Here is a 25,270-nt window from a genome sequence, read left to right as displayed (position 1 = left end):
GGCCTTCATAACGTTTCGACAGTGAATCGGCTCGCCTTCGACACCGCACGCGCATGCCCGGCTTCGCTGCGCTCACATTTCTCCCGCCTTTTGCCGCGCCTCGCCCTTAACGCCCCTTTTATCTGGCGCTCTTGATCAGCAGTTCCGGCTCTGCGCAGTGTTTGGAACGCACTGCCCTGACGTGCTGAAATTCGCTGAACTCCGGAGTAGTAACGCCCAGAAGAAACGGCACTGCAAGACCGTGCCGTCGCCGAGAGGTTGTTGGTCGAGTGAGGCGAAGCACCACGAGCCCCGAGCCGCAGGAACCGCGGCGGGGCAACTTCACGCCGCCACCCCGCGATGGTGGCGCTCCTGCTTCCGACGCGCCCGAGGACTCGGCCGCGAAGCCTCCGGCGGGTGGCAGTAAGTACTCCCCGCGCAACTGGCGGGTGGCCACCCGCCTGAACGCCATCCTGCTGATCCCGGTCCTCGTCGCTCTGGCCTTCGGCGGGCTGCGGGTCAACAACTCCTTCGCCACCTGGCAGGAGGCGAAGGACGCGGAGAACACCGCGAAGCTCGTTCGCGCCGCGCTTTCCTACAGCAACGCCCTCATCGACGAGCGGGACCGCACCGCGGCCCCGCTGCTGAAGGGTCACAAGGACGACCCGGTCGTCCAGGAGGCGCGGGACGCCACCGACGCGGCCGGCCAGGCGTTCCACGACGCCGCCAAGAACATGCCGGACAAGCCGGGCCTGAATCGCCGGCTCGCGCTGTTCCAGAAGACCGAGCCCAAGCTGGCGCAGCTGCGGCAGGTCGCCTTCACCTCCAAGCTCCACGGTGTGCAGACCGAAGAGGGCTACGTCGAGATCCAGCACCCGCTGATGGAGTTCGCCAACGAACTCGGGCTGGGCACCGGCAACATCACCTCCTACGGGCGCACCGTCTACGCCGTCGCACTGGCGAAGGCCGCCGGGTCGTTGGAGCGCTCGATCGGCACCCACCTCCTGGTCGACCCGGCGTCCCCGCAGGGCGGCAAGGAGCACAAGCTCCAGCTGACCGCGTTCGCGTCGTACCGCTACCTGGAGGGCATCGCCATCGGCGAGTACACCTCCGGCGGTACGCCCGACGACGTGGCGCGGCTGAAGGGGGACGCCGCCAAGCTCCAGCAGGCGGCACAGCAGCAGATCGCCCGGGCGAAGTCGCAGGCGGAGGCGGCCGGCCAGCCGTTCCACGCCCCGCCGTCGGTGGACCAGATGTCCACCCTGATCGCCTCCGGCGCGGCACCGGACGAGCTGGCCCTCAAGGGCATCACTCCGGACGCGTACTTCCAGGCCGCCACCGGCAAGTTCGACATGTACCGGTCGATCGAGAAGGACCTGGCGGACAAGGCGGTGAACGAGGCCGCGCAGATCTCCTCGGACGCCAAGCAGTCCACCTTCGTCGACTCCGGCATCGTGCTGGCCGCGCTGGCCATCGCCTTTGTGGTGGCCGGGCTGATGGCCCGCCGGATGAGCCGCAACATGCGGGAGCTGCGCAACGCGGCGTTCGGCGTCGCCGAGCAGCGGCTGCCGCTGTTGGTCGACCAGCTCTCCCGCACCGACCCGGGCCGGGTCGACACCCGCGTGACGCCGATCCCGATCTCCACCACCGACGAGATCGGCGAGGTCGCCCGCGCCTTCGACCAGGTCCACCGTGAGGCGGTCCGGCTGGCCGCCGAGCAGGCGCTGCTGCGGGGCAACGTCAACGCGATCTTCACCAACCTCTCCAGCCGTAACCAGGGTCTGATCGAGCGCCAGTTGGAGCTGATCACCCACCTGGAGAACAACGAGGCCGACCCGGACCAGCTGGAGAACCTCTTCCGGCTCGACCACCTCGCCACCCGCATGCGCCGTAACGGCGAGAACCTCCTGATCCTCGCCGGCGAGGAGCCGGGCCGCCGCTGGAACCAGCCGGTCCCGCTGATCGACGTGCTGCGGGCGGCCACGTCCGAGGTGGAGTCGTACGAGCGAATAGAGCTCAGCGGCGTCCCCGAGAACGAGATCCACGGCACCGCCGTGACCGACCTCATCCACCTGCTGTCCGAGCTGCTGGAGAACGCCACCACGTTCTCCTCCCCGCAGACCAAGGTGAAGGTGGCCTCGACCCGACTGCCGGACGGCCGGGTCATGATCGAGATCCACGACAAGGGCATCGGGCTGACCCCCGAGGACTTCGCGGACATCAACCACAAGCTGGCCAACCCGCCGAGCGTGGACGCCGCGATCTCCCAGCGGATGGGCCTGTTCGTGGTCGGCCGGCTGGCCGACCGGCACGGGATCCGGGTCCAGCTGCGCCCCTCGGGCGAGCAGGCCGGCACCACGTCGCTGGTCATGCTGCCGGAGGCGATCACCCACGGCGGTGGCGGCGACGAAGAGCAGTTCGACGACACCTTCACCGTCTCCCGGATCGTCCCCGAGCACCCGCAGTCGGCCTACGAGAGCAACCACCGCACCGCCGCCGAGCTGGGCTTCGACGACGGGTTCCACGGGCAGCCTGGGGCCCCGACCGAGCTGGACCCGGTGGGTCGCTCGCTGCTGCGCGAGGAGCGCCGGGCAGCCCTGGAGGCCCAGACGACCGGCGGCCAGATGGGCCCCGAACCGGAGGACCATCGGCCGCTGTTCCGCGACGAGGTGCCGTTCGACGGCCACCAGGAGCACCACGCGCCGTATCAGGAGCACCCCGCGCCCTTCGCGGAGCACCAGGCGCCCTTCGCGGAGCACCAGGCTCCCTATGTGGAGCACCAGGCGCCCTATGCGGAGCCCGGTCAGCCGCTCTACGACGACCGCTCCTTCGGCGGCGAGGCGTTCGGCGAGCCGACCACCTCCGAGACCACCGGCCAGTACCCCTACACCCCGCAGGACACCGGCCAGCTGAACGGCTGGGCCGAACCCCCCGCGTACGAGGGCCACTTCGGAACCGAAGCGGAATCTGACCGGAATACAACTGCCGCTCCCACTGATGCGTCTGAGCGCGTAACATTCGAGGGTCCCGGCCCCGCCGCGAGCGTGATCCATTCGCTGACCGAGGCTGGTCTTCCGCGCCGCGGAGCCGGCTCGCCGCACGGTCAGCAGGAACCCGCTCCGGAGACCGGTCAGGACAACGACTCCACCTGGCGCAGCGAGAACGACGATCGCTGGCAGCGGGCGGGGCGACTGCGCCAGCCGTCGGCGGGCGGGGTCACCGCTTCCGGTCTCCCTCGGCGGGTGCCCAAGGCCAACCTGGTCGAAGGCACCGCGGAGCAGAGTGCGCAGGGCGGCCCCCAGGTCTCCCGCGCCCCGGAGGACGTCCGCGGCAGGTTGAGCAATCTGCGCCGCGGTGTCCAGCAGGGGCGCAACGCCGGCACCGGCACGGATCCCTCCTCGGGGGTCCCCCAGAATGACCAACAGGGCTTCGGCCCCGGCAGCACCTACGATCAGGAGCGTTAGTGTGAGCCCGATGAGCCAGGCGGCGCAGAATCTGAACTGGTTGATCACCAACTTCGTGGACAACACCCCCGGGGTGTCCCACACGGTTGTGGTCTCCGCGGACGGTCTCCTCCTCGCGATGTCCGAGGGTTTCCCCCGTGACAGAGCCGATCAGCTGGCGGCGGTGGCCTCCGGTCTGACGTCGCTGACGTCCGGCGCGTCCCGCATCTTCGAGGGCGGGACCGTCAACCAGACCGTGGTGGAGATGGAGCGCGGCTTCCTCTTCATCATGTCCGTCTCCGACGGATCGTCGCTGGCCGTACTGGCGCACCCCGAGTGCGACATCGGCCTCGTCGGTTACGAGATGGCCCTGCTGGTCGACCGCGCGGGCACCGTCCTGACGCCCGATCTCCGTGCAGAACTGCAGGGAAGCCTTCTCAACTAGCAGACAGGCAGTGCGTTTCCCGCCACCGCACCATAGGGTTCGGTGGCGCGACCGGCGTCAGACAGGCAAGTTGGAGGAGGAGACGTGGCAACGCCCCCGAGCGGCTACCCGTATGGATCCGGACAGCAGTCCGGCCCCCAGGGCGAGACCCATCACAACCGCTTCAACTTCCCGTCTGCGCCGAGCCGCAGGCCGCAGCGGCCCCAGCCGCCGCAGTCGCCGCAGTCGCCGCAGTCGCCGCAGCGTCCCGCTCAGCAGCAGGGCCCGTACCGTTCCCAGCCTTACGGGCCTTCCGAACCCTCGCCGTACGACCAGCCGCAGGCGCCGCGCATCCAGCCGGTGCAGCCGCCGCGGCCGGCGCCCGAGCCCGCCCCCACCGGCGGAATGAACAACCCGCTCGTGCGCCCGTACGCGATGACCGGAGGCCGGACCCGGCCGCGCTACCAGCTCGCCATCGAGGCACTGGTCAGCACGACCGCCGATCCCGCGAAGCTGCAGGGCCAGCTGCCGGAGCACCAGCGCATCTGCCACCTGTGCCGCGAGATCAAATCAGTGGCCGAGATCTCGGCCCTCCTCTCCATCCCCCTCGGCGTCGCCCGGATCCTCGTCGCCGACCTGGCGGAGGCCGGACTCGTCGCCATCCATCAGCCCGGCGGGGACGAGACCGCCGGCGGACAGCCAGATGTGACACTGCTCGAAAGGGTGCTCAGTGGACTTCGCAAGCTCTAGCGGTGCAGCCCGCTCCACCACCTCGGCGAAGATCGTGGTGGCGGGCGGCTTCGGCGTGGGCAAGACCACGTTCGTCGGGGCCGTCTCAGAGATCAACCCGCTGCGCACCGAAGCCGTGATGACCTCCGCGTCGGCGGGCATCGACGACCTCACGCACGCACCGGACAAGACGACCACGACCGTGGCGATGGACTTCGGCCGGATCACCCTGGACCAGGACCTGATCCTGTACCTGTTCGGTACGCCGGGCCAGGACCGCTTCTGGTTCATGTGGGACGACCTGGTCCGCGGCGCCATCGGCGCCGTCGTCCTGGTCGACACCCGCCGCCTCGCCGACTGCTTCCCGGCCGTCGACTACTTCGAGAACAGCGGCCTGCCCTTCGTCATCGCCCTCAACGGCTTCGACGGCCACCAGCCGTACACGCCCGACGAGGTCCGTGAGGCGCTGCAGATCGGCCCGGACGCGCCGATCATCATCACCGACGCACGGCACCGCAGCGAGGCCAAGAGCGCGCTCATCACGCTCGTGGAGCACGCGCTGATGGCCCGGCTCCGGTAACACCTGACGGCGCGTTTCTCCGACGCCCGGCCGGTATGCCGAAGGCCCCCGCACCTCTGTCGGTGCGGGGGCCTTCGGCGTACCGGCCGGGTGGTGCTCGTCAGCCGCCTCAGTCGTCCACGAAGTGATCGAACTCCCCCGCCTTGACGCCCAGGATGAACGCCTTCAGCTTGGCGGGGGTGGTGGTGAGGATGACATCCGGGTCGTCGCTCTCGCGCAGCTTGATTGTGTCGCGGTCGGGGGCGGCTACGTAGAGGCACTGGGCCGCGTTGTTGCTGAATGAAGACTTTTGCCAGTCGATCGGGTGCACGGTGCTTCCTCTCAAATTTCCCGCGCGATCCGGCGGATCAGATCACGCGACTCGCCCGGTTTGAGGGCACGGGATTCCAAGCGGTCCAGCACTGTCCGATACTTCTCCAACTGGGCCTCAGCGTGCATGAAATCACACCCGTACTCGGTGTCGAGCTCTACCGTGTCGAGCTGCGGTACGGAGCCAGAGGCATAGTTGATGGGCTGGCCTGATGCCGGAAACGAGGCTTCACCGAACGGAATGACCAGCACCGAGACATGGTCACGTTCGCTCATCTCGACCAGGTAGTCGAGTTGTGCGCGAGCCGTCTCCGGACCCCCGAAACCCATCCGCAGCGCAGCCTCATGGACGATGGCGGTGAACGGCGTCGGCCGATCACCGAACAAAACCGTCTGTCGCTTGATCCGAAACGACACACGGTGCTCCACCTCGTGCGCCGGCGGGCTCGGAACATCCTCACGGGCAGTGGCGCGAACGTACTCTGCGGTCTGCAACAGGCCAGGCATGTGGATCATCACTGAAGCGCGCAATGCCGTTGCCGAATGTTCCAGTTCCGCCACATCGATCAGCCCGGCGGGCAGGATCTCGCGGTACTCCTCCCACCAGCCACGCGTCCGTGGTCCGGTCATGCCGGCGAGGGCATCGATGTAAGCCTGGTCGGCACAGCTGTAGTTGGCCGCCAGTGTGCGCACCCGCTCAGCACTCACCGCGTATCGGCCCGCTTCGATGTTGCTGATCTGAGCCGGTGTGCCGCCGAGGCGCTTCGCTGACTCGGTCGAGGAGAGGCCGGCCCGCTCCCGAAGTCTGCGTAGCTCAACACCGAGTCGCTGCTGGCGCATGGTGGATGCCTTACTGGACGACATCTGACCCTCTCTTCCCCCGCCGTCACTCACACGAGGGGTTTGACAATTTCTCGCGCGATCGATGACAAACTTTACATCGACTTCGCTACGGTGTGACGTGAGCCACTCCACCGGCTCCCCCAACTCCCTGAGCAGGAGGACTAGATGCAAACGGTAGCGTCACAGGCCAACAGCCCCGAGCGCACCAGCAACCCGCACCCGGTCGGCAGCCTTAACCCCGAACTTGTCGACATGGCGAACGAGTTGGCCCCGAGGCTGTTTGCCGTTGCGCGGCAGTACCCCGTCGGGGGCGGGGAGTTCGACGGGCATATCGCCGCATGGGGACTGGCGTACGAGGACGGCCGGGCGCAGGTGATCAGCGCCGGCGGCCGGGCACATCTCAGCCTCAGCTCGCCGGAGAGCGCGGTGCGTTGGTTCGGGGGGCCGGCGGATACGCAGGCGTGGCTGATCTGGCCGGGGGTGGGGAGCGGCCTCGGGAAGCGCTCCGCCTGACGCTCGGCGTACATGGAGCGTCAGGCGGTCAGCGGTCAGCTCAGCGTGGTGCCGATTGCCGTGAGGAGCAGGGCGAGGGAGACCGCGCCGGCGTCGGGGTGGCCGTAGCCGAGCGCGCCCATGCGGGCGGCGCGGCCGCGGGCCGGGGTCAGGTGGGCGGTGTCCGCGGCGGCCCGGGTGGCGGCCTCCGCGGCGGCCTGCCACGCCTTGGGCAGGCCCTCCGCCGCGCGGGCGCGCAGTTCCCGGCGGAACGGGTCCAGGGCGTCCAGCATGGTCTTCTCCCCCACCTCGGCGCCGCCCAGTTCGGCAACAGCCCGTTGGGCGGCGTCCACCGCGTCGGCGAGCAGTTCGGCGCCGCGGGCGCCATCCGAGGCCCGGGTGAGGACGGCGCCGGTCTCGGCGAGCAGGGCGCCGTAGAGCGCGCCGGACGCGCCGCCGGAGGCGTCGGCGAGCGCCAGGCCGGCGGCGAGGAGCGCGGCCCCGGCGGAGCGTGGGTCGTCGGCCGGCCCCGGCTCGGCCGCCCGGGCCGCCGCGGCGGCCGCCCGCAGCCCCCGGACGATGCCGATGCCGTGGTCGCCGTCGCCGGCCACCGCGTCCAGCCGGCCCAACTCGTCCTCGTTGGCGGCGACCAGCTCCAGGGCGGCATGCAGCGCCGCCGCGACGGGCATGCCCCCGGTGGGGGAAAAGTCGTCCCGTAGGGGCTGCGCGGCAACGTCCCGTACGGGAGCGGCGAGGACGCCCCGCTCGCCACCCCCGACCGCCCGCCCGTCGCCCCCGACCGCCCGCTCGTCACCCCCGACCGCCCGCCCGTCGCCCCCGACCGCCCGCTGGACGCCCTCGTCCGCCCGCTCGTCGTCCCCACCCGCCCGCTCGTCGTCCGCGTCCCCGTACGCGCCCGGCAGGCGGCGGAACGCCGGGGTGTCGCACGGGGCGTCGTAGAGCGCGGCCAGTTCGTCGTCGAGGAGCATCAGCGACAGGGAGACCCCAGCCATGTCGAAGGAGGTCACGAACTCGCCGACCTCGGGCCGGAACGGGCGCAGACCGGCCTCCCGAAGGCGGTGGTTGACCTGCCGGTAGACGACGAACAGTTCCTCGTACTTGGTGCGGCCCAGGCCGTTGAGGAGGACCGCGACCCGGCCGTGGCCGCCGGGCGGGGGCTCGGGGAGCTCCGGCAGGAGGTTGCCGACGAGTTCGTCGGCCAGTTCGGCGGCGGTGAGGTGGCGGGTGGTGCGCAGGCCCGGTTCGCCGTGGATGCCCATGCCCAGTTCGGTGGTGCCGGCGTTGACGGTGAACAGTGGCTCGGCCGCGCCCGGGAGCGTGCAGCCGGCGAAGGCGGCGCCGAAGGTGCGGGTGAGGGCGTTGGCGCGGGTCGCGATCCGGGTGACGGCGTCCAGGTCGTCGCCGCGCTCGGCGGCCGCGCCCGCGACCTTGAAGACGAAGAAGTCGCCGGCCACGCCGCGGCGGTCCCGGGACGGGTCGATCGGCTGCCCCTCGACCGGCGGCGGCCCGCTGGCCACGTCGTCGGTGACGAGCACGGTGCGGGTCGCGACGCCCTCGGCGGCGAGCCGGCGGGCGGCCAGGCCGAAGTGCATGACGTCGCCCGCGTAGTTGCCGTAGCAGAGCAGGACGCCGGCGCCGCCGTCCGCGGCCCGGGCGGTGCGGTAGACCTGCTCGGCGCTGGGGCTGGCGAACACGTCGCCGACCGCGGCGGCGTCGGCCAGGCCGGAGCCGACCAGTCCGGCGAAGGCGGGGTAGTGACCGGAGCCGCCGCCGATGACGAGTGCGACCTTGCCGGGACGGGGCGCGTGCCGGCCGACCACGCCGTAGGCGCCCGGGACGCGGCGGACCGTGCGGGCGTAGGCGTCGGCCAGTCCTTCCAGCCAGTCCTCACGGAAGGTCTCGGGGTGGTGTCCGAGGCCGGCGTGTTCGGTGGTCATCAGGCACACTCCTTTGTTTCTGTCCCTGTTGGATTTAACACCCAGATCACAGATGAGTCACCCCTGGCGGCTAAAAACACCGGCAATCCCGTGAAGAGCACCGTCGAGAATTCCCGGCATCACACCTTGCATGTGAAGTTCACAGGAATCATGCTGCTCCCATCACACCCGCCCCACCCGCACCCGCCGGAGGCGCGCCATGGCACCCCCCACTCTCCTCGACCGGATCGGCATCCCCAAGGCACTGGTCTTCGGCTATCTCGGCGTGTTGCTGTTCATGGTCGGCGACGGGGTGGAGTCCGGCTTCATCGCGCCGTTCATGACCGACCACGGCGCCGGCACCGAGGTCCGCGCCTCCTACGTCATCACCGCCTACGGCGTCACGGTGATGCTCGCCTCCTGGCTCTCCGGCGCGCTCTCCGACCTGTGGGGCCCGCGCCGGGTGATGCAACTGGGCCTGGCCGTCTGGATCGTCTTCGACGTCCTCTACCTCACCCTCGCCCTCGGCCCCCAGAACTACCCGCTGATGCTGGTCTTCTACGGCCTGCGCGGCTTCGGCTACCCGCTCTTCGCGTTCGGCTTCCTGGTCTGGATCACCGCCACCGCGCCCGCGTCCCGGATGGGCACCGCGGTCGGCTGGTTCTACGTCGCCTTCACCGGCGGGCTGCCCACCCTCGGCTCGCTCGTCGCCGGCGCCACCAACCCCTGGTTCGGCCCCTTCGGCACCCTCTGGATCGCCCTCGGCGTCATCGCCCTGGGCGGTGCCTGCTGCCTGCTCGGCGTCCGCGAACGCACCGGCTTCGCCCGGCTCGCCCCGCCGGACGTCCGCCCCGTCCCGTCGCTGGTCTCCAGCCTCTCCATCGCCTGGACGCACCCCAAGGTCGCCGTCGGCTGCGTCGTCCGCATCATCAACACCGCCCCGGAGTTCGGCTTCCTGGTCTTCCTGCCGACCTTCTTCGGCAAGGAACTGGGCTTCGGTGAAGGCCGCTGGCTGACCCTGCTCGCCGTCATCTACGGCACCAACGTCTTCTGCAACCTGCTCTTCGGCGTCATCGGCGACAAGATCGGCTGGCGCCGCACGATCGCCACCTTCGGCGGCCTGGGCTGCGCGGTGACCACCCTCGCCCTGTACTTCGTCCCTCTGGCGGTCGGCCCGCACTACGGGGTCGCCCTGGCCGTCGGCATGCTCTACGGCGTCACCCTCGCCGGCTTCGTCCCCATCTCCGCACTGGTGCCGGCGCTCGCCCCGGACCACAAGGGCGGCGCGATGGCCCTGCTCAACCTCGGCGCGGGCGGCGCGGCGTTCGTCGGCCCCGCCCTCGTCAGCGTCTTCCTCGACCCGCTGGGCCCCGCCGGGGTCGTCCTCATCTTCGCCGGGCTGTACGTCGTCGCGGCGGTGCTGACGCTGTATCTGCGGGCGCCGGAGGCACCCGGGGTGCCCGAGGGGGCCTCCCCCGTTGTGGTGGCGCGGAGTTGAGGATTCCGCCGGACCGCCACCACGCACGACGGCCCCCACACTCCCGTGTGGGGGCCGTCGTCGGGTGCTAGCGGCAGCGCAGGGTCACCGCTGCCAGCTGGTCGCGCCGTGGAAGCCCAGCTGGCGCTCCAGGCGGCGCCAGCGGGCGGCCGTGGGGCGCGGGCCGGTCGAGGCCGACGGCCGGTGCGCGGCGCGGGCCAGGAGGACGGCGGTCAGGGCGGCGAGCTCCTCCTCGCTGGCCTGGCCCTTCTCGACGCGGATGGGAGCGGCGGTGACGGCACTGGCATGAGCAGGGTTCACGGCGGTCTCGATTCTCCGTGGCGGGATGTGGGGAAGAACGTGCGCGGCGGGGGCTACTGCGGCGGGTTGCCGTGCTTGCGGGCCGGCAGGTCCGCGTGCTTGGTGCGCAGCATCTCCAGGGCGCGGACGAGCGTGTGACGGGTGTCGGTCGGGTCGATGACGTCGTCGACCAGGCCGCGCTCGGCCGCGTAGTACGGGTGCATGAGCTCGGACTTGTACTCCTTGACCATGCGGGTGCGCATGGCCTCGGAGTCGTCCGCCTCGGCGATCTGCTTGCGGAAGATGACGTTGGCCGCGCCCTCGGCGCCCATCACGGCGATCTCGTTGGTGGGCCAGGCGTAGGTGAGGTCGGCGCCGATGGACTGGGAGTCCATGACGATGTAGGCGCCGCCGTACGCCTTGCGCAGGACGATGGAGATCCGCGGGACGGTGGCGTTGCAGTACGCGTAGAGCAGCTTGGCGCCGTGCCGGATGATGCCGCCGTGTTCCTGGTCGACGCCGGGCAGGAAGCCGGGGACGTCCAGGAGCGTGACGATCGGGATGTTGAACGCGTCGCACATCTGGACGAAGCGGGCGGCCTTCTCGGACGCCTCGATGTCCAGGACGCCGGCCAGCGACTGCGGCTGGTTGGCGATGATGCCGACCACCCGGCCGTCGAAACGGGTCAGCGCGCAGATGATGTTGGTGGCCCAGCGCTCGTGGACCTCCAGGTACTCGCCGTCGTCGACGATCTCCTCGATGACCTTGCGCATGTCGTACGGGCGGTTGCCGTCCGCCGGGACCAGGTCGAGCAGCGCCTCGCAGCTGCGGTCGGCGGGGTCCTCGCAGGCCACCGCCGGCGGGTTCTCCCGGTTGTTGGCGGGGAGCAGCGCCAGCAGGTAGCGGACCTCTTCGAGGCAGGTGACCTCGTCGTCGTAGGCGAAGTGCGCGACGCCGGAGGTCTCGGCGTGTACGTCGGCGCCGCCCAGGCCGTTCTGGGTGATCTCCTCGCCGGTGACGGCGCGGACCACGTCGGGGCCGGTGATGAACATCTGCGAGGTCTCACGGACCATGAACACGAAGTCCGTGAGGGCCGGCGAGTAGGCCGCGCCGCCGGCGCACGGGCCGAGCATGACGCTTATCTGCGGGATGACACCGGACGCCTTGGTGTTGCGCTGGAAGATGCCGCCGTAGCCGGCGAGCGCGGAGACGCCTTCCTGGATGCGGGCGCCGGCGCCGTCGTTGAGCGACACCAGGGGCGCACCGGCCTGGATGGCCATGTCCATGATCTTGTGGATCTTGGTGGCGTGGGCCTCGCCCAGCGCGCCGCCGAAGATCCTGAAGTCGTGCGCGTAGACGAAGACGGTCCGGCCGTGGACCGTGCCCCAGCCCGTGATCACACCGTCCGTGTACGGCTTCTTGGCCTCCAGGCCGAAGCCGGTGGCACGGTGCCGGCGCAGCGGCTCGACCTCGTTGAAGGAACCCTCGTCCAGCAGCAGGTCGATCCGCTCGCGGGCCGTCAGCTTGCCCTTGGCACGCTGCGCTTCGGTGGCTCGCTCGCTGGGGCCTCGCCGCACCTGCTCACGGATCGCGTGCAGTTCGGCGACGCGCCCGCGGGCATCGTTGGCGCCGGCGGGCACATCTTCGACAGTGGTCATGTATCGACGGTACGTGGGCGAGGGCCCCCACACCGATGTCGGTTTCGTACAACGTCGGGCGCGATTTCGTGGGCAAGCAGTACAGAACCGCGCTGCCCGTAGCCCTCCTACTGGGCTGTGGCGGGGTGGACGCGGTGTCCAGCGTCTGTGTGGTGCCGACAAACGCCAGCCGGGTGATGTTGTGTCGGTCAACGGTTGGCGGCGGGGCGCGGCGGTCAGCGCAGCAGCACGGTGCAGGTGTGGGTGGCGCAGGCGGTGCCGGGGGTCAGGCGGAGGCGGAGGGTGTCGCCGGTGGCCAGGACCTCGACGGTCGGGTCGTGGCGGAGGATCGCGCGGACCGGCCGGGACCAGGTGAGCTCCAGAGTGTCGCCGGTGCGGGTGGGGGCCGCGACGCACACCGTCGCGGTCCGGCCGTCCGGGCCGGGGTCGCGCCGTTCGTGGAGCAGCACGCTGGCGGGGCCGTCGGCGGCCAGTGGGCCCGCGGTGCCGGCCCGCCAGAAGTTGGCGGCGGTTACGCCGAGCGGGTCCACGGCGATCGCCTGCTGGTCGGTGTCGTTGGCGAGGACGGTCAGCCAGTGCCGGTCGGCGGCGCGGGCCGCGAGGGTGCGGCGGGTGGCGCCCGGCATCAGGAGGTAGGTGTAGTCGGCGTCGGTGGGGTCGGTGCCGTGGTCGTGCCAGAGGGTGAGGTAGCGGCGGGTGTAGGGGTCGGCGGTGGAGGTGGTGTTGATGTCGGACCAGCGGCCGGTCCGGTCCTCGCGGCGCACGTGGAGGGCGGCGCCGCCGGGGAAGACGTAGCCGCCGTGGCCGGCGAGGTGGGCCCAGTGGGCGCGGCGGTGGACGGATGTGTGGCCGAGGGCGGTGGGCCGGGGGGTGCCGTCGACGGTGAGGGTGGCGGTGCCGTTCTCCCCCAGGTTGCGGTTGTCGACGATGGTTTCGGCGGGGACGCCGTCGCGGGCGGTGATGCCGGCGCCGAGGCAGACCAGGCAGTCGGCGAGGGCGAACCAGGACTTGCGGGCGGTGAGGGTGGAGGCGAGGCCGCGCAGGTCCTGGCCGAGGGCGGCGTAGGTGCCGTCGGTGGTGCCGCCGACCCAGCGGGCGGCGGGTTTGGGTTCGCCCCAGCCGCCGCCTTCGTTGTCGGCGAGCCGCTGGGTGGAGACGGTGGTGCCGGGGAGGCGGTAGGGGTCGACGGTGGGCCAGAAGGCGTCGGTGTACTGGTCGCCGGCCCGGCCGGCGGGCCACCAGTAGAGCATTCCGGCGCCGGTGTGCCAGCCGTGCCGGTTCTCGCCGTTGCCGTTCTCGTAGTAGGTGATGCGGTCGGAGGCCATGGCGAGTGAGGCGGTGAAGCCGGGGCGGCGGTGGACGGCCCGGTCCATGGCGGGGAAGAGGCGGTGGCCGACGGGTTCGGGGGCGGCGGGTGCGGGGCCGGCGTCGACGGCGGCGAGGCGGGCGAGGTCGGCGACGGCGTACTGGCGGTCGGTGAGCACGGGCAGGGTGCGGTCGCGGGCGATCCAGCCCTTGATCATGGCGTGCCAGCGGTTCCGTTCGACGGTGCTCGCGCCCTCGGCGAGCAGGGCGATGGCGGCGATCAGGGCGTGGCCGTGGTAGTGGTCGCTGCGCAGGACGTGGCGTTCGTCGCCGCGGAGGTGACCGCGGCTGATGGCCCGGCCGTTGACGCTGTCCATCATCAGGCCGTCGTGGAGCAGTGGGGCGTAGGCGTGCTCGACGCTGTCGAGGATGATCTGCCGGTTGGGGTCGGTGATGTCCCAGGTGGAGCCGTGCAGCAGGGCGAAGAGGCGGCCGAGGCCGTCGAGCAGGACGGCTCCGTAGGTGCCGGAGTAGGCGACCCAGGTGTGCTGGACGAAGGAGCCGTCGGCGTAGAGGCCGTCGCCTCGGGTGACGTAGGGGAAGACCGGGGAGAGCGCGTCGCGGGCCAGTGCGATCTTGTCGGGGGCGCGGCCGAGGACGCCGCGGAGGGTGACGACGCGGCAGAGGTCGACGCGGTTGGCGCCGGTGCTGGTGCCGGTGTAGGGGCCGAGGGCGCGGTCGGGGACGAAGTGGTCGACGGCGGCGAGGCAGCGGGCGCGGAGGTCGTCGCCGGCGCCGCCGGGGAGGTGTTCGTCGAGGACGGCGAGGGTGTCGAGGAGGAGTTTGGGGCTGCCGATCTGCCATTCCCACCAGTTGCCGTAGGGGGTGGTGGCGGGGTGGTAGACGGTGCAGTCGAGGTGGTCGAGGCCGGTGCGGACTGCGGTGGCCAGGTCCGGGTCGCCGGTGTGGCCGGTGCCGGGTTGGGCGTGGGCGAGGGCCATGGTGGCGAGTCGGTCGTAGCTGCGGGTGATGCCGGAGGGCGGATCGTAGGGGCTGTCGGGCCAGAGGGAGCCGGCGGTGGGGCGCATGGTGCGGTGGTAGGTGGCGGCCAGGTCGCCGGTCTCCTTGAGGGCGGTGGCGTAGGGGGCGGCGCCGGGGTCGTAGGCGGTGCCGAGGGTGAGGTCGCACCAGCGGCGGCGGAGGGTGACGAAGGGGTCGGTGGAGGTGCTGCGGTCGGCGGGGGCGGCTCCGGTGGCGGCCGCGGCGGGCGTCCGGCCGGCTTCGGCGCTCAGCGCGAGAGCCAGTGCGCTCGCGCCGGAGGCGGTGAGGAAGCCTCGGCGCGACCAGGCGGGCGGGGTGGCGGCGGGCGACATGGTCGCTCCTCTCCGTGGCGTCAACTGGGGTGTGGCGCTGCGCACTTGGGAGTTCCCGATGGTCTAGCACGGGGGCGCGCGGGGCGGCAATGACCGTGCCGGCGGGCGGGTGCGGCACTCGTTCGGCGGAACCCCCGGAACCCAAAGGTTGAAAGTTGAACGAGATGCCGCTACGGTGAATCTCGTTGAACGTTAAACGATATGGATTCGACGACCTTCGTTCGACGACCCGCGGACGCCTCCCCGTCCGCACCCCGCTCCCTCCCCCTCCCCCCCCACTCCGTCCCCCGAGGAGAAGTCATGTCGCTGTTCCGCAAGCGCCCCGCCGCCCCCGCCACCACCCCCGCCGCTGCCGCCGTCCTGGACGTGGACCCCGCCCTGGCCGCCCTGACCGGCGACTACACCATCGACCCGGCCCACAGCAGCATCGGTTTCACCGTCCGGCACGCCATGGTCACCAACGTCCGCGGCTCCTTCGGTGAGCACGAGGGCGTGCTGAAGCTGGACGGCGGCAACCCGGCCGCGTCCACCGCGCGCATCGACGTCAAGATCGCCAGCATCGACACCGGCATCGCCGACCGCGACGGCCACCTCAAGAGCCCCGACTTCTTCGACGCCGAGCGGTTCCCGCTGATGACCTTCCGCTCCAGCGCGGTCGAGCAGCTCGACCGCGAGACGTACCGCCTCACCGGCGACCTGACCATCAAGGACGTCACCAAGCCGCTCACCATCGACCTGGAGTTCAACGGTTCGGCCACCGACGTCTACGGCGCCGAGCGGATCGGCTTCGAGGGCAGCGCCGAGATCCTGCGCTCCGAGTGGGGCCTGACCTGGAACGCGGCGCTGGAGACCGGCGGCGTGATGGTCAGCGACAAGGTCAAGCTGGCCTTCGACATCTCGGCGGTGAAGGCCGCCTGATCCGCGGCAGCACGCTCCGACCGACGCGAAGGGCCCCGACAGCACACGCTGCCGGGGCCCTCGCGCACCTGGCGCGCGGCGGCTACTCCTGGGGCGCGACCCCGGCGCGCAGCAGCCCGTACGCATAGGCGTCGTCCAGTGCCTGCCAGGACGCCGCGATGACGTTCTCGGCGACGCCGACCGTGGACCATTCCCCGCGGCCGTCGCTGGTGGAGACCAGGACCCGAGTGATCGAGCCGGTGCCGAGGGCGCCCTCCAGGATGCGGACCTTGTAGTCCACCAGCTCCATCGTGGCCAGTTGGGGGTAGATCCGCTCCAGGGCCACCCGCAGCGCCCGGTCCAGCGCGTTGACCGGGCCGTTGCCCTCGGCGGTGGCCACGATCCGCTCTCCCTTGGCCCAGAGCTTCACGGTCGCCTCGTTGGCGTGGGTGCCGTCGGGCCGGTCCTCGACGATGGCGCGCCAGGACTCGACGGTGAAGTAGCGCAGCGGCCGGCCGTTCGCCTCCTCCCGGAGCAGCAGCTCGAACGACGCGTCCGCGGCCTCGTAGGTGTAACCGGCCAGCTCCCGCTCCTTGACCCGCGCGACGACCCGGCCGACCAGCTCCCGGTCGTCGCCCAGGTCGATGCCGAGCTCCTTGCCCTTGAGCTCGATCGAGGCGCGGCCGGCCATGTCGGAGACCAGCATCCGCATGGTGTTGCCGACCAGGGCGGGGTCGATGTGCTGGTAGAGGTCCGGGTCCACCTTGATCGCGGAGGCGTGCAGCCCGGCCTTGTGGGCGAACGCGGAGACCCCGACGTAGGGCTGGTGGGTGGACGGGGTGAGGTTGACGACCTCGGCGATGGCGTGCGAGACCCGGGTGGTCTCGGCGAGCTTGCCGGACGGCAGGACCTGGCGCCCGTACTTCAGCTCCAGGGCGGCGACGACCGGGAAGAGGTTGGAGTTGCCGACCCGTTCGCCGTAGCCGTTGGCGGTGCACTGGACGTGGGTGGCGCCGGCGTCGACCGCGGCCAGGGTGTTGGCGACCGCGCAGCCGGTGTCGTCCTGGGCGTGGATGCCGAGTCGGGCGCCGGTGTCCGCGAGGACGGTCCGGACCACCGCGGTCACCTGCGCCGGGAGCATCCCGCCGTTGGTGTCGCAGAGCACCACGACATCGGCACCGGCCTCGCTGGCGGTCCGCACGACCTCCTTGGCGTAGGCCGCGTCCAGCGCGTAGCCGTCGAAGAAGTGCTCGCAGTCGAGGAAGACCCGGCGGTCGTGGGAACGCAGGTACGCGACGGTGTCGCGGACCATCGCGAGGTTCTCCTCGGGCGTGGTGCGCAGCGCCAGTTCGACGTGCCGGACGTGGGACTTGGCGACCAGCGTGATGACCGGGGCCTGCGAGGCCAGCAGTGCGGCGACCTGCGGGTCGTCCTCGACGCGGACGCCGGCCTTGCGGGTGGCGCCGAAGGCGACCAGCTGGGCGTGCCGGAAGTCGATCTCCTCGCGGGCGCGCTGGAAGAACTCGGTGTCCCGCGGGTTGGCACCCGGCCAGCCGCCCTCGATGAAGCCGACGCCGAAGTCGTCCAGGTGCCGGGCGATGGTCAGCTTGTCGGCGACGGTCAGGTTGATGCCCTCGCGCTGTGCACCGTCGCGCAGCGTGGTGTCGAATACGTGGAAGTCGTCAGGGACGGCAGCTTCGGGTACGTCCGTCATGCTGGTTAAGGCTCCTGTCGGGTCTCGGTCTACCGGAATGCCCGGTTCCACCGTCCCTCCATGATCCCTCGCGCTGCGTCTCCGGTGGCGGGTGGGCCGGGAAACGAAAAAACCCCTCGCGGGTGCGAGAGGTCTGCGCGCGGGTCTGGGACGACGATGGCCGCGCCGTACTCGGGTCGTACGGGCGGTCACTGCGGACCGGCGCGCCTGCTGCCAATAATCGTGGCGAACGAGAGCACGGGGGCAGTCTGGCACACGACCGCCCCCGCCACCCCGTCCGTCTCAGGATGCGAGCACGCGCTCGGCGGTGCCGTCGTCGGCGCCCTTGCCGACCCGGTGCAGGTCGATGGTCCGGGTCTCCCGCATCGTCAGGTAGACGATCAGCGAGACCGCCGCGCAGCCGGAGACGTACCAGTAGAAGCCGGACTCGATGCCGCCGTTCTTGAACCACAGCGCGACGTACTCGGCGGTGCCGCCGAAAAGGGCGTTGGCGATGGCGTACGGCAGGGCGACGCCCAGCGCGCGGATGCCGGTCGGGAACAACTCGGCCTTCACACAGGCGTTGATCGAGGTGTAGCCGGTGACCACGACCAGGGCCAGCATCGACAGGCCCAGGGCCGGCCAGAAGGACCCGGCGTGCTTGAGCAGCGTCATGATCGGCACGGTCAGGAAGGTCGAGCCGATGGCGAAGGTGATCAGCAGCGGACGGCGGCCGATCCGGTCCGACAGCTTGCCGGCCAGCGGCTGGAGGCACATGAAGAGGAACAGCGCACAGAAGCTCACCAGGGAGGCGGTCGGCTTGGACAGCCCGGCGGTGCCCGAGAGGTACTTGGTGAGGTAGGTGGTGTACGTGTAGTACGCCACCGTGCCGCCCATGGTGAGCGCGATGACCAAGAACGCCTCGCGCCTGTGGGCCCACAGCGCCTTCATGGTGCCGCGGTCGGGGTCGACCTGGGCGTCGTCGGCGTCGGCGTAGACCTCGGTCTCCAGCATGCTGCGGCGCAGGTAGAAGACGATGCCCGCGCCGAGCGCGCCGACGATGAACGGGATCCGCCAGGCCCAGCTGTGCAGCGCCTGCTCGGACATGCTGCGCTGGAGGATGATCTGGAGGCCCAGGCCCAGCAACTGGCCGGCGGTCATCGACACGTACTGGAAGCTGGAGGCGAAGCCGCGGCGCTCCGGCGCGGACGCCTCGGTGAGGTAGGTGGCGCTGGCCGCGTACTCGCCGCCGACCGACAGCCCCTGGAGCATCCGGGCCACGAGCAGCACCGCGATCCCGCCGTAGCCGGCGACCGCGTAGGTGGGGGCGATGGCGATCAGGACGGCCGAGGCGGACATCAGGCTCACGGTGAGGGTGAGCGCGGCCTTACGACCCCGGCGGTCACCGACCCGACCCAGCAGCCAGCCGCCGACCGGGCGCATGAAGAAGCCGACGGCGAAGATCCCCATGGTGTTCATGAGGTTGGCGGTGTCATTCCCCTTGGGGAAGAACGCATCGGCGAAGTACACCGCGAAGCTGGCGTAGACGAACCAGTCGAACCACTCGACCATGTTGCCGGCCGAGCCGACCCAGATCTTCTTCCATTGCTCTCGTCCCATAGCCGATCACGGTCGCGGACCGACGGGCCGTCGGCAAGAGCCGGGGCGGCAACGATCGCGCGTACTTGCGTGCGTTGTGGTCACGGACGCGGGGTGCAGGCGGCGGGGGGCCGATCCGGAGGCGGTCGGTCCGCCGGCGGTCAGCCTCTCGGCGGTCAGTCCGCCGGCGTCAGTCCGTCGCCGTCAGTCCGTAGGCGGGATGAGCGCTTCGTCGAGGAACTGCCGGACCTCGCGGCCCACCTGTGCGCGCTCGGTGCCGGGGAGGCCGACGACGAGGTGGGTGCCGAAGCCGTCGAGGAGGGCCCGGGTGCGGGTGGCGAAGCGTTCCGCGTCCACGGCCCGGAACTCGCCCCTGGAGGCGCCCTCGACCAGCAGGGCGACCAGGTCGCGGTGCCAGGCCAGCTCCAGGTCGAGCTGGCGCTCGCGGGTCTCCTCGTCGGCGTTCTGGGAGCGGACCCAGACCTCCAGCCACAGGGTCCAGCGCGGATCGCGGTGGCCTTCGGGGAGGTAGAGGTCGACCAGGGCGTCCAGGCGCTCCCGGACGGAGACCCGGCGGGCGAGGGCGGCCCGGCGCTCGGCGCCGAGCTGCTCCTCGCTCCACTGGAGGGTCTGGAACAGCAGCTCGTCCTTGGTACCGAAGTAGTAGAGGATGTGGCCGCTGCTCATGCCGACCTCGCGACCCAGTCCCGCCATGGTCAGCCGGTCCAGCCCCTCGGCGGCGATGGTGGCCATCGCCGCGGCCAGCACCTGCTCGCGCGGCTGGCTGAGCCGCCGCCGGGGACGGCGTACGGGAGGGGGCACGGGGACCTCCGGGGTCGGGACGGGCTGGTCGATCAGAGCTGCATCAGACCTTCGGCTGCTGCTGGGTGATGCAGTGGATACCGCCACCCGCTGCGAAGATCGTACGGGCGTCCACCAGGGTGACGGTGCGCCCGGGGAACAGTCGGCGGAAGAGCGCGGCCGCCTCCTCGTCGCGCGGGTCGTCGAAGGCGCACAGCACGATGCCGTCGTTGCACTGCAGGTGGTTGATGTAGGAGTAGTCGACCAGCTCGCCGTCCTCCTCGATGACGGTCGGTGCCGGGACCTCCACGACCTCCAGCTGACGGCCCCGGGCATCGGTGGCATCGCGCAGCACCTTGACGATCTCGTTGCAGATCGCGTGGTCGGGGTGGTCGGGGTGGGGCTGGGTGTGGACCATCACCACGCCGGGGCGGGCGAAGGCGGCGACGATGTCCACGTGGCCGCGGGTGCCGAACTGGCCGTAGTCGGCGTACAGGCCGCGCGGCAGCCAGATCGCCTTGGTGGTGCCGAGGTGGGCGTGGATCTCGGCCTCGACCTCTTCCTTGGTGCGGCCGGGGTTGCGGCCCGGGTCGAGCTGCACGGTCTCGGTGAGCAGCACGGTGCCCTCGCCGTCGACGTGGATGCCGCCGCCCTCGTTGACCAGCGAGGTGGCGTAGCGGCGGGCCCCGGCGAGCCCGGCGACCTGCTCGGCGATCTTCGCGTCGCGGTCCCAGGCAGCCCATTCCTGGGCGCCCCAGCCGTTGAACACCCAGTCCACTGCGGCCAGTTCGCCCTGGTCGTTGGTGAGGAAGGTGGGGCCGATGTCGCGCATCCAGGCGTCGTCGAGGGGGCGCTCGACCAGGTCGATGCCCTCGCCGAGCAGGGCGCGGGCGCCCTCCAGCTGGCCGGGGCCGGCCACCACGGTGACCGGCTCGTACTGCCGGACCGCTCGGGCAACCGCGGCCCAGGCGGTGCGGGCCTCGGCGAGCGTCTCGCCGCCTTCGGTGCCGAAGGTGAAGTTGGGGCCGGGCCAGGCCATCCAGGTGCGCTCGTGCGGGGCCCACTCGGGGGGCATGTGGAAGCCGTCGGCGGCGGGCGTGTTCATACGGGGGTCCTCGGTCCTCGGGGGTGCGCGCGGGGTCGCGGAACGGAAGGGAGTGGGGCGGGCGGGCGGCGTACCGGTGCGTCTGTAACGGTGTTACGGAGCGGCTGGTCCGGCGGCCCTGGCGTCGTCGGAGGAAGTCTCCTCGGAGGAGAACTCGTCGGTCGGAGGAGAACTCGTCGGAGGGAGTTCAGAGGAAGTAGAGCCTGGACAGCGAGACCGTGTCGGCCGGTTCGGAGCGCATCGGGTCGCCGTCGAGGGTGACCAGTCCGCTGCGCTCGTCGACCTGGACGTCGCCGACCCGGGCGTTGTGGATCAGGTTGCGGGGGCCGATGCCGCGGGTGCCGCGGACCGCGACCCGGCGCCGGCGGGTGGGCATCCCGTCGCCGCCCTGCTCGACCGCGGCGCCGGCGACGAAGGCCACCGAGATCTCGGCCGGAGTGGCGCCGTGCGCCCCGAACTGCGGGCCGAGCACGAGGGGTTCGCAGGTGTCGGTGGCGGCGTTGGGGTCACCGGTGACGCCGTAGGCGGGGAAGCCGGACTTGAGTACCAACTGTGGTTTGGCGCCGAAGTACTGGGGCTTCCACAGCACGATGTCGGCCATCTTGCCGACCTCGATCGACCCGATCTCGTGGGAGAGGCCGTGGGCGATGGCGGGGTTGATGGTGAGTTTGGCGATGTAGCGGAGCACCCGGGCGTTGTCGTCGTGGGCACCGTCGCCAGCCCCCCCGTCATGGGGAAGAAGGGGCCCGAGTTCGGCCTTCATCTTGCCGGCCATGGCGAAGGTGCGGCGGACGGTCTCGCCGGCCCGGCCCATGCCCTGGGCGTCGGAGGAGGTGATGCCGATCGCCCCGAGGTCGTGCAGGACGTCCTCGGCGCCCATGGTGCCGGCGCGGATGCGGTCCCGGGCCATCGCGGCGTCGCCGGGCAGGTCCGTCTTGAGGTCGTGGACCGAGACGATCATGCCGTAGTGCTCGGCGACCGCGTCCCGCCCGAAGGGCAGGGTGGGGTTGGTCGAGGAACCGATGACGTTGGGCACGCCGGCCATCTTCAACACGTTGGGGACGTGACCGCCACCGCAGCCCTCGATGTGGAAGGCGTGGATGGTCCGACCGTCCAGGACCCGCAGGGTGTCCTCGACGGTGAGGCACTCGTTGAGGCCGTCACTGTGCAGCGCGACCTGAACGTCGTACTCCTCGGCCACCCGCAGCGCGGTGTCCAGGGCACGGGCGTGCGCACCCATGTCCTCGTGGACCTTGAAGCCCAGGGCGCCGCCCTCGACCAACGCCTCGACCAGCGGCGCCTCGCCGGAGGACGAACCGCGGCCCAGGAAGCCGATGTTGACCGGCCAGGCGTCGAAGGCGTTGAAGGCGTGGCGCAGCGCCCAAGGGGAGTTCACGCCGACGCCCCAGACCGGCCCGAACTCCTGGCCGATGATGGTGGTCACGCCGGAGGCCAGCGAGGCTTCCATCACGCGCGGGGAGAGCAGGTGGACGTGGGTGTCCACGGCGCCGGCGGTGGCGATCATGCCCTCGCCGGAGACGATCGAGGTGCCGGTGCCGACGACGACGTCGACACCGTCGAGGGTGTCGGGGTTGCCGGCCCGTCCGATGGCGTGGATGCGGCCCTCGCGGATGCCGATGGACACCTTGCGGATGCCCTGGATCGCGTCGATGACCAGGACGTTGCTGATCACCACGTCGCAGGTCTCGCGCAGCGACGCGGCCTTGAGGTGCAGTCCGTCCCGGGCGGTCTTGCCGAAGCCGGCCAGGAACTCCTCGCCCGGCTTCTGGGAGTCCGACTCCACCCGGACCACCAGTCCGGAGTCGCCGAGGACCACCCGGTCACCGGCGCGCGGGCCGTGGACCGAGGCGTACTCGTAAGGGTCGATGCTCCGGCTCATACCTGCTCCTCCGCTCCCAGGTAGCCACAGGCGGCGGCCCGCCGCAGCGCTTCGTCCTTGGCGCCCGGCGCGTCGAGCGGACCGTCGACCAGACCGGCGAAGCCGATCGCGATCCGGGCGCCGCCGATCGGCACCAGACCGACCTCCGAGGACCCACCGACGTCGAACCGCACCGACGAACCAGCCGGGACACACAACCGCATCCCGTACGCGGCGGCACGGTCGAACTCCAACCGGGGATTGGCCTCGAAGAAGTGGAAATGCGAGGTGACACTGATCGGCACCGTCGCGGTGTTACGCACCGCGACCACCACGACGGGCTCCGGCTCGGGGTCGGCCGGGCCCGGCAGCACCGCGCCGGGCACGCGCGTCGCCGCGTCGCCGGGCGCCACGACGGGTTCGGCGCCGATCGGGTCGGTGACCACCGCGAGCCGGGAGCCGTCGTCGAAGACGGCCTCGACGTGCACCTCGGTGACGACGTCGGCCACCCCCGGCAGGACGTCCTCCGGGCCCAGCACGCTACGGGCCGCCTCGATGGCCTCAGCGAGGCGGCGCCCGTCCCGCGCCGCCTCGCAGACTGTGTCCGCGATCAACGCGGTCGCCTCGGGGACGTTCAGCTTCAGGCCGCGGGCCCGGCGCGCCCGCGCCAGTTCGGCCGCGCCGAACAGCAGCAGCCGGTCGCGCTCTGTGGGGGTGAGCCGCATCCTGTCACTTCCTCCCGCTCGAATTGAGCATCACTCTAACTCGGAATTCATCATTCCGAAACCATTGACCTAGGCAGGAACCGTCCTTCATATTGAGCGTCGCTCTAGAAGATGGCTTGAACTGATCGTTTTTAGAGCATCACTCAAATGATCTCGCAGCAGCGAGCACGCGCTTCGTACGGTCCGACGAACGAAGCCCTTGTCCACGACGGAGCACTGCGCCCTGCACCGCTTCTCACATCTGTTCCGGCCTCTCAGGGGAGCCTCATGCCGATAGAACAACGCGGAGTCGACACGATCCCGGACGAGGAGCGCACCAGCAGCCCTCGCGACCTCGTCTCCATCCTGCTCGGCTCGAACCTCGCACTCGGCGTTGTGATCTTCGGCTGGCTACCGGTCTCCTTCGGCCTCGGCTTCTGGGGCTCGGTCACCTCCCTCGCGGCCGGCACCCTGGTCGGCGCCCTGCTGACCGCGCCGCTCGCCCTGGTCTCGCTGCGCAGCGCGACCAACCTCTCCACCAGCAGCGGCGCCTTCTTCGGCGTCCGCGGCCGGCTCATCGGCTCGGTGATCGGCCTCCTGCTCTCGCTCGGCTACACCGCGCTGACCCTCTGGGTCGGCGGGGACGCGATGGTCGGCTGTCTCCACCGCCTCATCGACCTGCCGGCCGACGGGGCGGCGTACACGGTCGTCTACGCGGTGCTGGCCGCCGCCACCGCCGTCGGCGCGGTCTACGGCTACAAGGTGCTGCTGCGGCTCAGCAAGGTGCTCTCGATCGGCCTCACGATCCTGCTGGTGATCGGCGTCTTCGCGTTCGCGCACCACTTCACCACCGGCCCGATCCCCGGCGTCCACTACGCCCTGGGCGGCTACTGGCAGACCTGGCTGCTCTCCGCGGTCTCCGCCGGCCTGAGCGGCCCGATCGCCTTCATCACCCTGCTCGGCGACTACAGCCGCTACATCTCCCCCCGCCGCCACCGCTCCAAGGCCGTCTTCGGCGCCACCTACCTGGGCCTGGTCCTCGGCCTGCTGGTGCCGCAGCTGTTCGGGACGTTCAGCGCGCTCGCGGTCGGCGCCGGCTCGGACTACGCCGGCCCGCTGGTCGCCGGCGCCCCCCTGTGGTACCTGGTCTTCCTGCTGCTCAACGCCTCGGCCGGGTCCGCGGGCAACTCCGGTCTGATGCTCTACAGCATGGGCCTGGACCTGGACGCGATCCTGCCGCGCGCCACCCGCACCCAGGCCACCTACGTCGTCGCCGGACTCTCCACCGCGCTGGTCTACGTCGGCCACTTCCTGTGGGACGCCCAGAACGCGATGACGGCCTTCGTCCTCCTGATGACCGCCATCGGCACCCCGTGGGCGGTCATCACCGTGATCGGCTTCTTCCGCTGCCGCGGTGTCTACGACCCGGACTCGCTCCAGGTCTACAACCGCGGCACGGTCGGCGGCGTGTACTGGTTCAAGGCCGGCTGGAACGTCCAGGCCACCCTCGCCTGGGCACTCGGCTCCGCGGTCGGCCTGCTGGCCGTGGGATCCCCCTACGAGGGGCCGCTGCTGAAGTACACCGGCGGGATCGATATGAGCTTCCTGCTGGCCGCCGCCACCGCCGCGCTCGTCTACCTGATCCTGGTCGCCCGGCAGCCGCGCCCGGTCCCGCCGCTGCGCGCGGCCACCGCCAACGCGCCGACCGCCGCGACGCAGAACCCCACCAAGGTCGGCTGACCC

At 71.0% G+C, this 25,270-nt stretch carries 20 protein-coding genes; 8 read left to right on the top strand and 12 right to left on the bottom strand.

The features are described 5' to 3' along the window. Nucleotides 1–269 precede the first annotated feature (269 nt). From ACO0M4_RS03660 to ACO0M4_RS03645, 4 genes are all read left to right on the top strand, one after another. Entirely contained in the window at nucleotides 270–3,443 is a 3,174-nt protein-coding gene (locus tag ACO0M4_RS03660; protein WP_430368163.1) for a nitrate- and nitrite sensing domain-containing protein, read from the top strand. 10 nt (nucleotides 3,444–3,453) lie between these two features. Further along, the gene (locus ACO0M4_RS03655; protein WP_039632486.1) at nucleotides 3,454–3,867 is read left to right on the top strand and encodes a roadblock/LC7 domain-containing protein; all 414 of its coding nucleotides are present in this window, start codon (nucleotides 3,454–3,456) and stop codon (nucleotides 3,865–3,867) included. 84 nt (nucleotides 3,868–3,951) lie between these two features. After that, the gene (locus tag ACO0M4_RS03650; protein ID WP_430368162.1) at nucleotides 3,952–4,596 is read left to right on the top strand and encodes a DUF742 domain-containing protein; all 645 of its coding nucleotides are present in this window, start codon (nucleotides 3,952–3,954) and stop codon (nucleotides 4,594–4,596) included. Next, nucleotides 4,577–5,155, top strand: a complete 579-nt coding sequence (locus tag ACO0M4_RS03645) for a GTP-binding protein (protein ID WP_073760799.1) — start codon at nucleotides 4,577–4,579, stop codon at nucleotides 5,153–5,155. The genes ACO0M4_RS03650 and ACO0M4_RS03645 overlap by 20 nt, the downstream gene beginning before the upstream one ends. Nucleotides 5,156–5,264: 109 nt before the next feature. Here ACO0M4_RS03645 and ACO0M4_RS03640 read toward each other — a convergent pair whose 3' ends face one another. Both ACO0M4_RS03640 and ACO0M4_RS03635 read right to left on the bottom strand, forming a co-directional pair. Continuing rightward, nucleotides 5,265–5,465, bottom strand: a complete 201-nt coding sequence (locus ACO0M4_RS03640) for a DUF397 domain-containing protein (protein WP_430368161.1) — start codon at nucleotides 5,463–5,465, stop codon at nucleotides 5,265–5,267. A gap of 11 nt (nucleotides 5,466–5,476) precedes the next feature. Continuing rightward, nucleotides 5,477–6,328: a helix-turn-helix domain-containing protein gene (locus tag ACO0M4_RS03635; RefSeq protein ID WP_430368160.1), complete on the bottom strand. Its 852-nt coding sequence runs from the start codon at nucleotides 6,326–6,328 to the stop codon at nucleotides 5,477–5,479. 144 nt (nucleotides 6,329–6,472) lie between these two features. On the opposite strand from ACO0M4_RS03635, the gene ACO0M4_RS03630 reads away from it, so the two are divergent. Further along, entirely contained in the window at nucleotides 6,473–6,820 is a 348-nt protein-coding gene (locus ACO0M4_RS03630; RefSeq protein ID WP_430368159.1) for a hypothetical protein, read from the top strand. A 35-nt stretch (nucleotides 6,821–6,855) separates the two neighbouring features. On the opposite strand, the gene ACO0M4_RS03625 is transcribed toward ACO0M4_RS03630, so the two are convergent. Beyond that, complete coding sequence (locus ACO0M4_RS03625) at nucleotides 6,856–8,757, bottom strand: dihydroxyacetone kinase family protein (RefSeq protein ID WP_430368158.1); 1,902 nt, start codon at nucleotides 8,755–8,757, stop codon at nucleotides 6,856–6,858. A gap of 199 nt (nucleotides 8,758–8,956) precedes the next feature. On the opposite strand from ACO0M4_RS03625, the gene ACO0M4_RS03620 reads away from it, so the two are divergent. Then, nucleotides 8,957–10,234, top strand: coding sequence for an MFS transporter (locus tag ACO0M4_RS03620; RefSeq protein WP_430368157.1), 1,278 nt, complete (start codon nucleotides 8,957–8,959; stop codon nucleotides 10,232–10,234). Nucleotides 10,235–10,318: 84 nt separating this feature from the next. Here ACO0M4_RS03620 and ACO0M4_RS03615 read toward each other — a convergent pair whose 3' ends face one another. From ACO0M4_RS03615 to ACO0M4_RS03605, 3 genes are all read right to left on the bottom strand, one after another. Beyond that, nucleotides 10,319–10,534 carry an acyl-CoA carboxylase epsilon subunit gene (locus ACO0M4_RS03615; RefSeq protein WP_430368156.1) on the bottom strand — a complete coding sequence of 72 codons (216 nt, stop codon included), beginning with the start codon at nucleotides 10,532–10,534 and terminating at the stop codon, nucleotides 10,319–10,321. A gap of 53 nt (nucleotides 10,535–10,587) precedes the next feature. Continuing rightward, nucleotides 10,588–12,171 (bottom strand): acyl-CoA carboxylase subunit beta, encoded by a 1,584-nt coding sequence (locus tag ACO0M4_RS03610; protein WP_430368155.1) that lies wholly within the window; start codon nucleotides 12,169–12,171, stop codon nucleotides 10,588–10,590. A gap of 215 nt (nucleotides 12,172–12,386) precedes the next feature. Continuing rightward, nucleotides 12,387–14,849 carry a polysaccharide lyase 8 family protein gene (locus tag ACO0M4_RS03605; protein ID WP_430368154.1) on the bottom strand — a complete coding sequence of 821 codons (2,463 nt, stop codon included), beginning with the start codon at nucleotides 14,847–14,849 and terminating at the stop codon, nucleotides 12,387–12,389. Nucleotides 14,850–15,149: 300 nt separating this feature from the next. Here ACO0M4_RS03605 and ACO0M4_RS03600 point away from each other — a divergent pair, with 300 nt between their 5' ends. Continuing rightward, complete coding sequence (locus tag ACO0M4_RS03600) at nucleotides 15,150–15,767, top strand: YceI family protein (RefSeq protein WP_430368153.1); 618 nt, start codon at nucleotides 15,150–15,152, stop codon at nucleotides 15,765–15,767. An 82-nt stretch (nucleotides 15,768–15,849) separates the two neighbouring features. Here the strand turns inward: ACO0M4_RS03600 and cimA are convergent, their stop codons facing one another. From cimA to ureA, 6 genes are all read right to left on the bottom strand, one after another. After that, a complete protein-coding gene (gene cimA, locus ACO0M4_RS03595; protein ID WP_430368152.1) occupies nucleotides 15,850–17,460 on the bottom strand; it encodes a citramalate synthase in 1,611 nt (536 codons plus the stop codon). Nucleotides 17,461–17,742: 282 nt separating this feature from the next. Beyond that, entirely contained in the window at nucleotides 17,743–19,059 is a 1,317-nt protein-coding gene (locus ACO0M4_RS03590) for an MFS transporter (protein WP_430368151.1), read from the bottom strand. A gap of 183 nt (nucleotides 19,060–19,242) precedes the next feature. Further along, complete coding sequence (locus ACO0M4_RS03585; protein WP_430368150.1) at nucleotides 19,243–19,860, bottom strand: TetR/AcrR family transcriptional regulator; 618 nt, start codon at nucleotides 19,858–19,860, stop codon at nucleotides 19,243–19,245. Between the two features lie 43 nt (nucleotides 19,861–19,903). Continuing rightward, nucleotides 19,904–20,944, bottom strand: coding sequence for an agmatine deiminase family protein (locus tag ACO0M4_RS03580; RefSeq protein WP_430368149.1), 1,041 nt, complete (start codon nucleotides 20,942–20,944; stop codon nucleotides 19,904–19,906). 187 nt (nucleotides 20,945–21,131) lie between these two features. Beyond that, nucleotides 21,132–22,844 (bottom strand): urease subunit alpha, encoded by a 1,713-nt coding sequence (locus ACO0M4_RS03575; RefSeq protein ID WP_430368148.1) that lies wholly within the window; start codon nucleotides 22,842–22,844, stop codon nucleotides 21,132–21,134. Beyond that, nucleotides 22,841–23,548 (bottom strand): urease subunit gamma, encoded by a 708-nt coding sequence (gene ureA, locus ACO0M4_RS03570; protein WP_430368147.1) that lies wholly within the window; start codon nucleotides 23,546–23,548, stop codon nucleotides 22,841–22,843. Before ureA ends, ACO0M4_RS03575 begins: the two co-directional genes overlap by 4 nt. A 267-nt stretch (nucleotides 23,549–23,815) precedes the next feature. Between ureA and ACO0M4_RS03565 the strand changes: the two genes are divergently transcribed. Beyond that, nucleotides 23,816–25,267 carry a cytosine permease gene (locus tag ACO0M4_RS03565; protein ID WP_430368146.1) on the top strand — a complete coding sequence of 484 codons (1,452 nt, stop codon included), beginning with the start codon at nucleotides 23,816–23,818 and terminating at the stop codon, nucleotides 25,265–25,267. Nucleotides 25,268–25,270 lie beyond the last annotated feature (3 nt).

The organism is Streptomyces sp. RGM 3693 (genome assembly GCF_050471125.1).
Classification (GTDB): domain Bacteria; phylum Actinomycetota; class Actinomycetes; order Streptomycetales; family Streptomycetaceae; genus Streptomyces.
The sequence above is the reverse complement of the archived record's forward strand: the minus strand, read 5'-3'. Positions and strand labels throughout refer to the sequence as shown.

What these genes read in the sequence shown, in the direction of transcription:
- ACO0M4_RS03610 (WP_430368155.1), bottom strand. Translation starts at nt 12,171, where the DNA reads ATGACCACTGTCGAAGATGTGCCCGCCGGCGCCAACGATGCCCGCGGG.
- ACO0M4_RS03605 (WP_430368154.1), bottom strand. Translation starts at nt 14,849, where the DNA reads ATGTCGCCCGCCGCCACCCCGCCCGCCTGGTCGCGCCGAGGCTTCCTC.
- ACO0M4_RS03565 (WP_430368146.1), top strand. Translation starts at nt 23,816, where the DNA reads ATGCCGATAGAACAACGCGGAGTCGACACGATCCCGGACGAGGAGCGC.
- ureA (WP_430368147.1), bottom strand. Translation starts at nt 23,548, where the DNA reads ATGCGGCTCACCCCCACAGAGCGCGACCGGCTGCTGCTGTTCGGCGCG.
- ACO0M4_RS03590 (WP_430368151.1), bottom strand. Translation starts at nt 19,059, where the DNA reads ATGGGACGAGAGCAATGGAAGAAGATCTGGGTCGGCTCGGCCGGCAAC.
- cimA (WP_430368152.1), bottom strand. Translation starts at nt 17,460, where the DNA reads ATGACGGACGTACCCGAAGCTGCCGTCCCTGACGACTTCCACGTATTC.
- ACO0M4_RS03630 (WP_430368159.1), top strand. Translation starts at nt 6,473, where the DNA reads ATGCAAACGGTAGCGTCACAGGCCAACAGCCCCGAGCGCACCAGCAAC.
- ACO0M4_RS03580 (WP_430368149.1), bottom strand. Translation starts at nt 20,944, where the DNA reads ATGAACACGCCCGCCGCCGACGGCTTCCACATGCCCCCCGAGTGGGCC.
- ACO0M4_RS03575 (WP_430368148.1), bottom strand. Translation starts at nt 22,844, where the DNA reads ATGAGCCGGAGCATCGACCCTTACGAGTACGCCTCGGTCCACGGCCCG.
- ACO0M4_RS03625 (WP_430368158.1), bottom strand. Translation starts at nt 8,757, where the DNA reads ATGACCACCGAACACGCCGGCCTCGGACACCACCCCGAGACCTTCCGT.
- ACO0M4_RS03600 (WP_430368153.1), top strand. Translation starts at nt 15,150, where the DNA reads ATGTCGCTGTTCCGCAAGCGCCCCGCCGCCCCCGCCACCACCCCCGCC.
- ACO0M4_RS03635 (WP_430368160.1), bottom strand. Translation starts at nt 6,328, where the DNA reads ATGTCGTCCAGTAAGGCATCCACCATGCGCCAGCAGCGACTCGGTGTT.
- ACO0M4_RS03620 (WP_430368157.1), top strand. Translation starts at nt 8,957, where the DNA reads ATGGCACCCCCCACTCTCCTCGACCGGATCGGCATCCCCAAGGCACTG.
- ACO0M4_RS03655 (WP_039632486.1), top strand. Translation starts at nt 3,454, where the DNA reads ATGAGCCAGGCGGCGCAGAATCTGAACTGGTTGATCACCAACTTCGTG.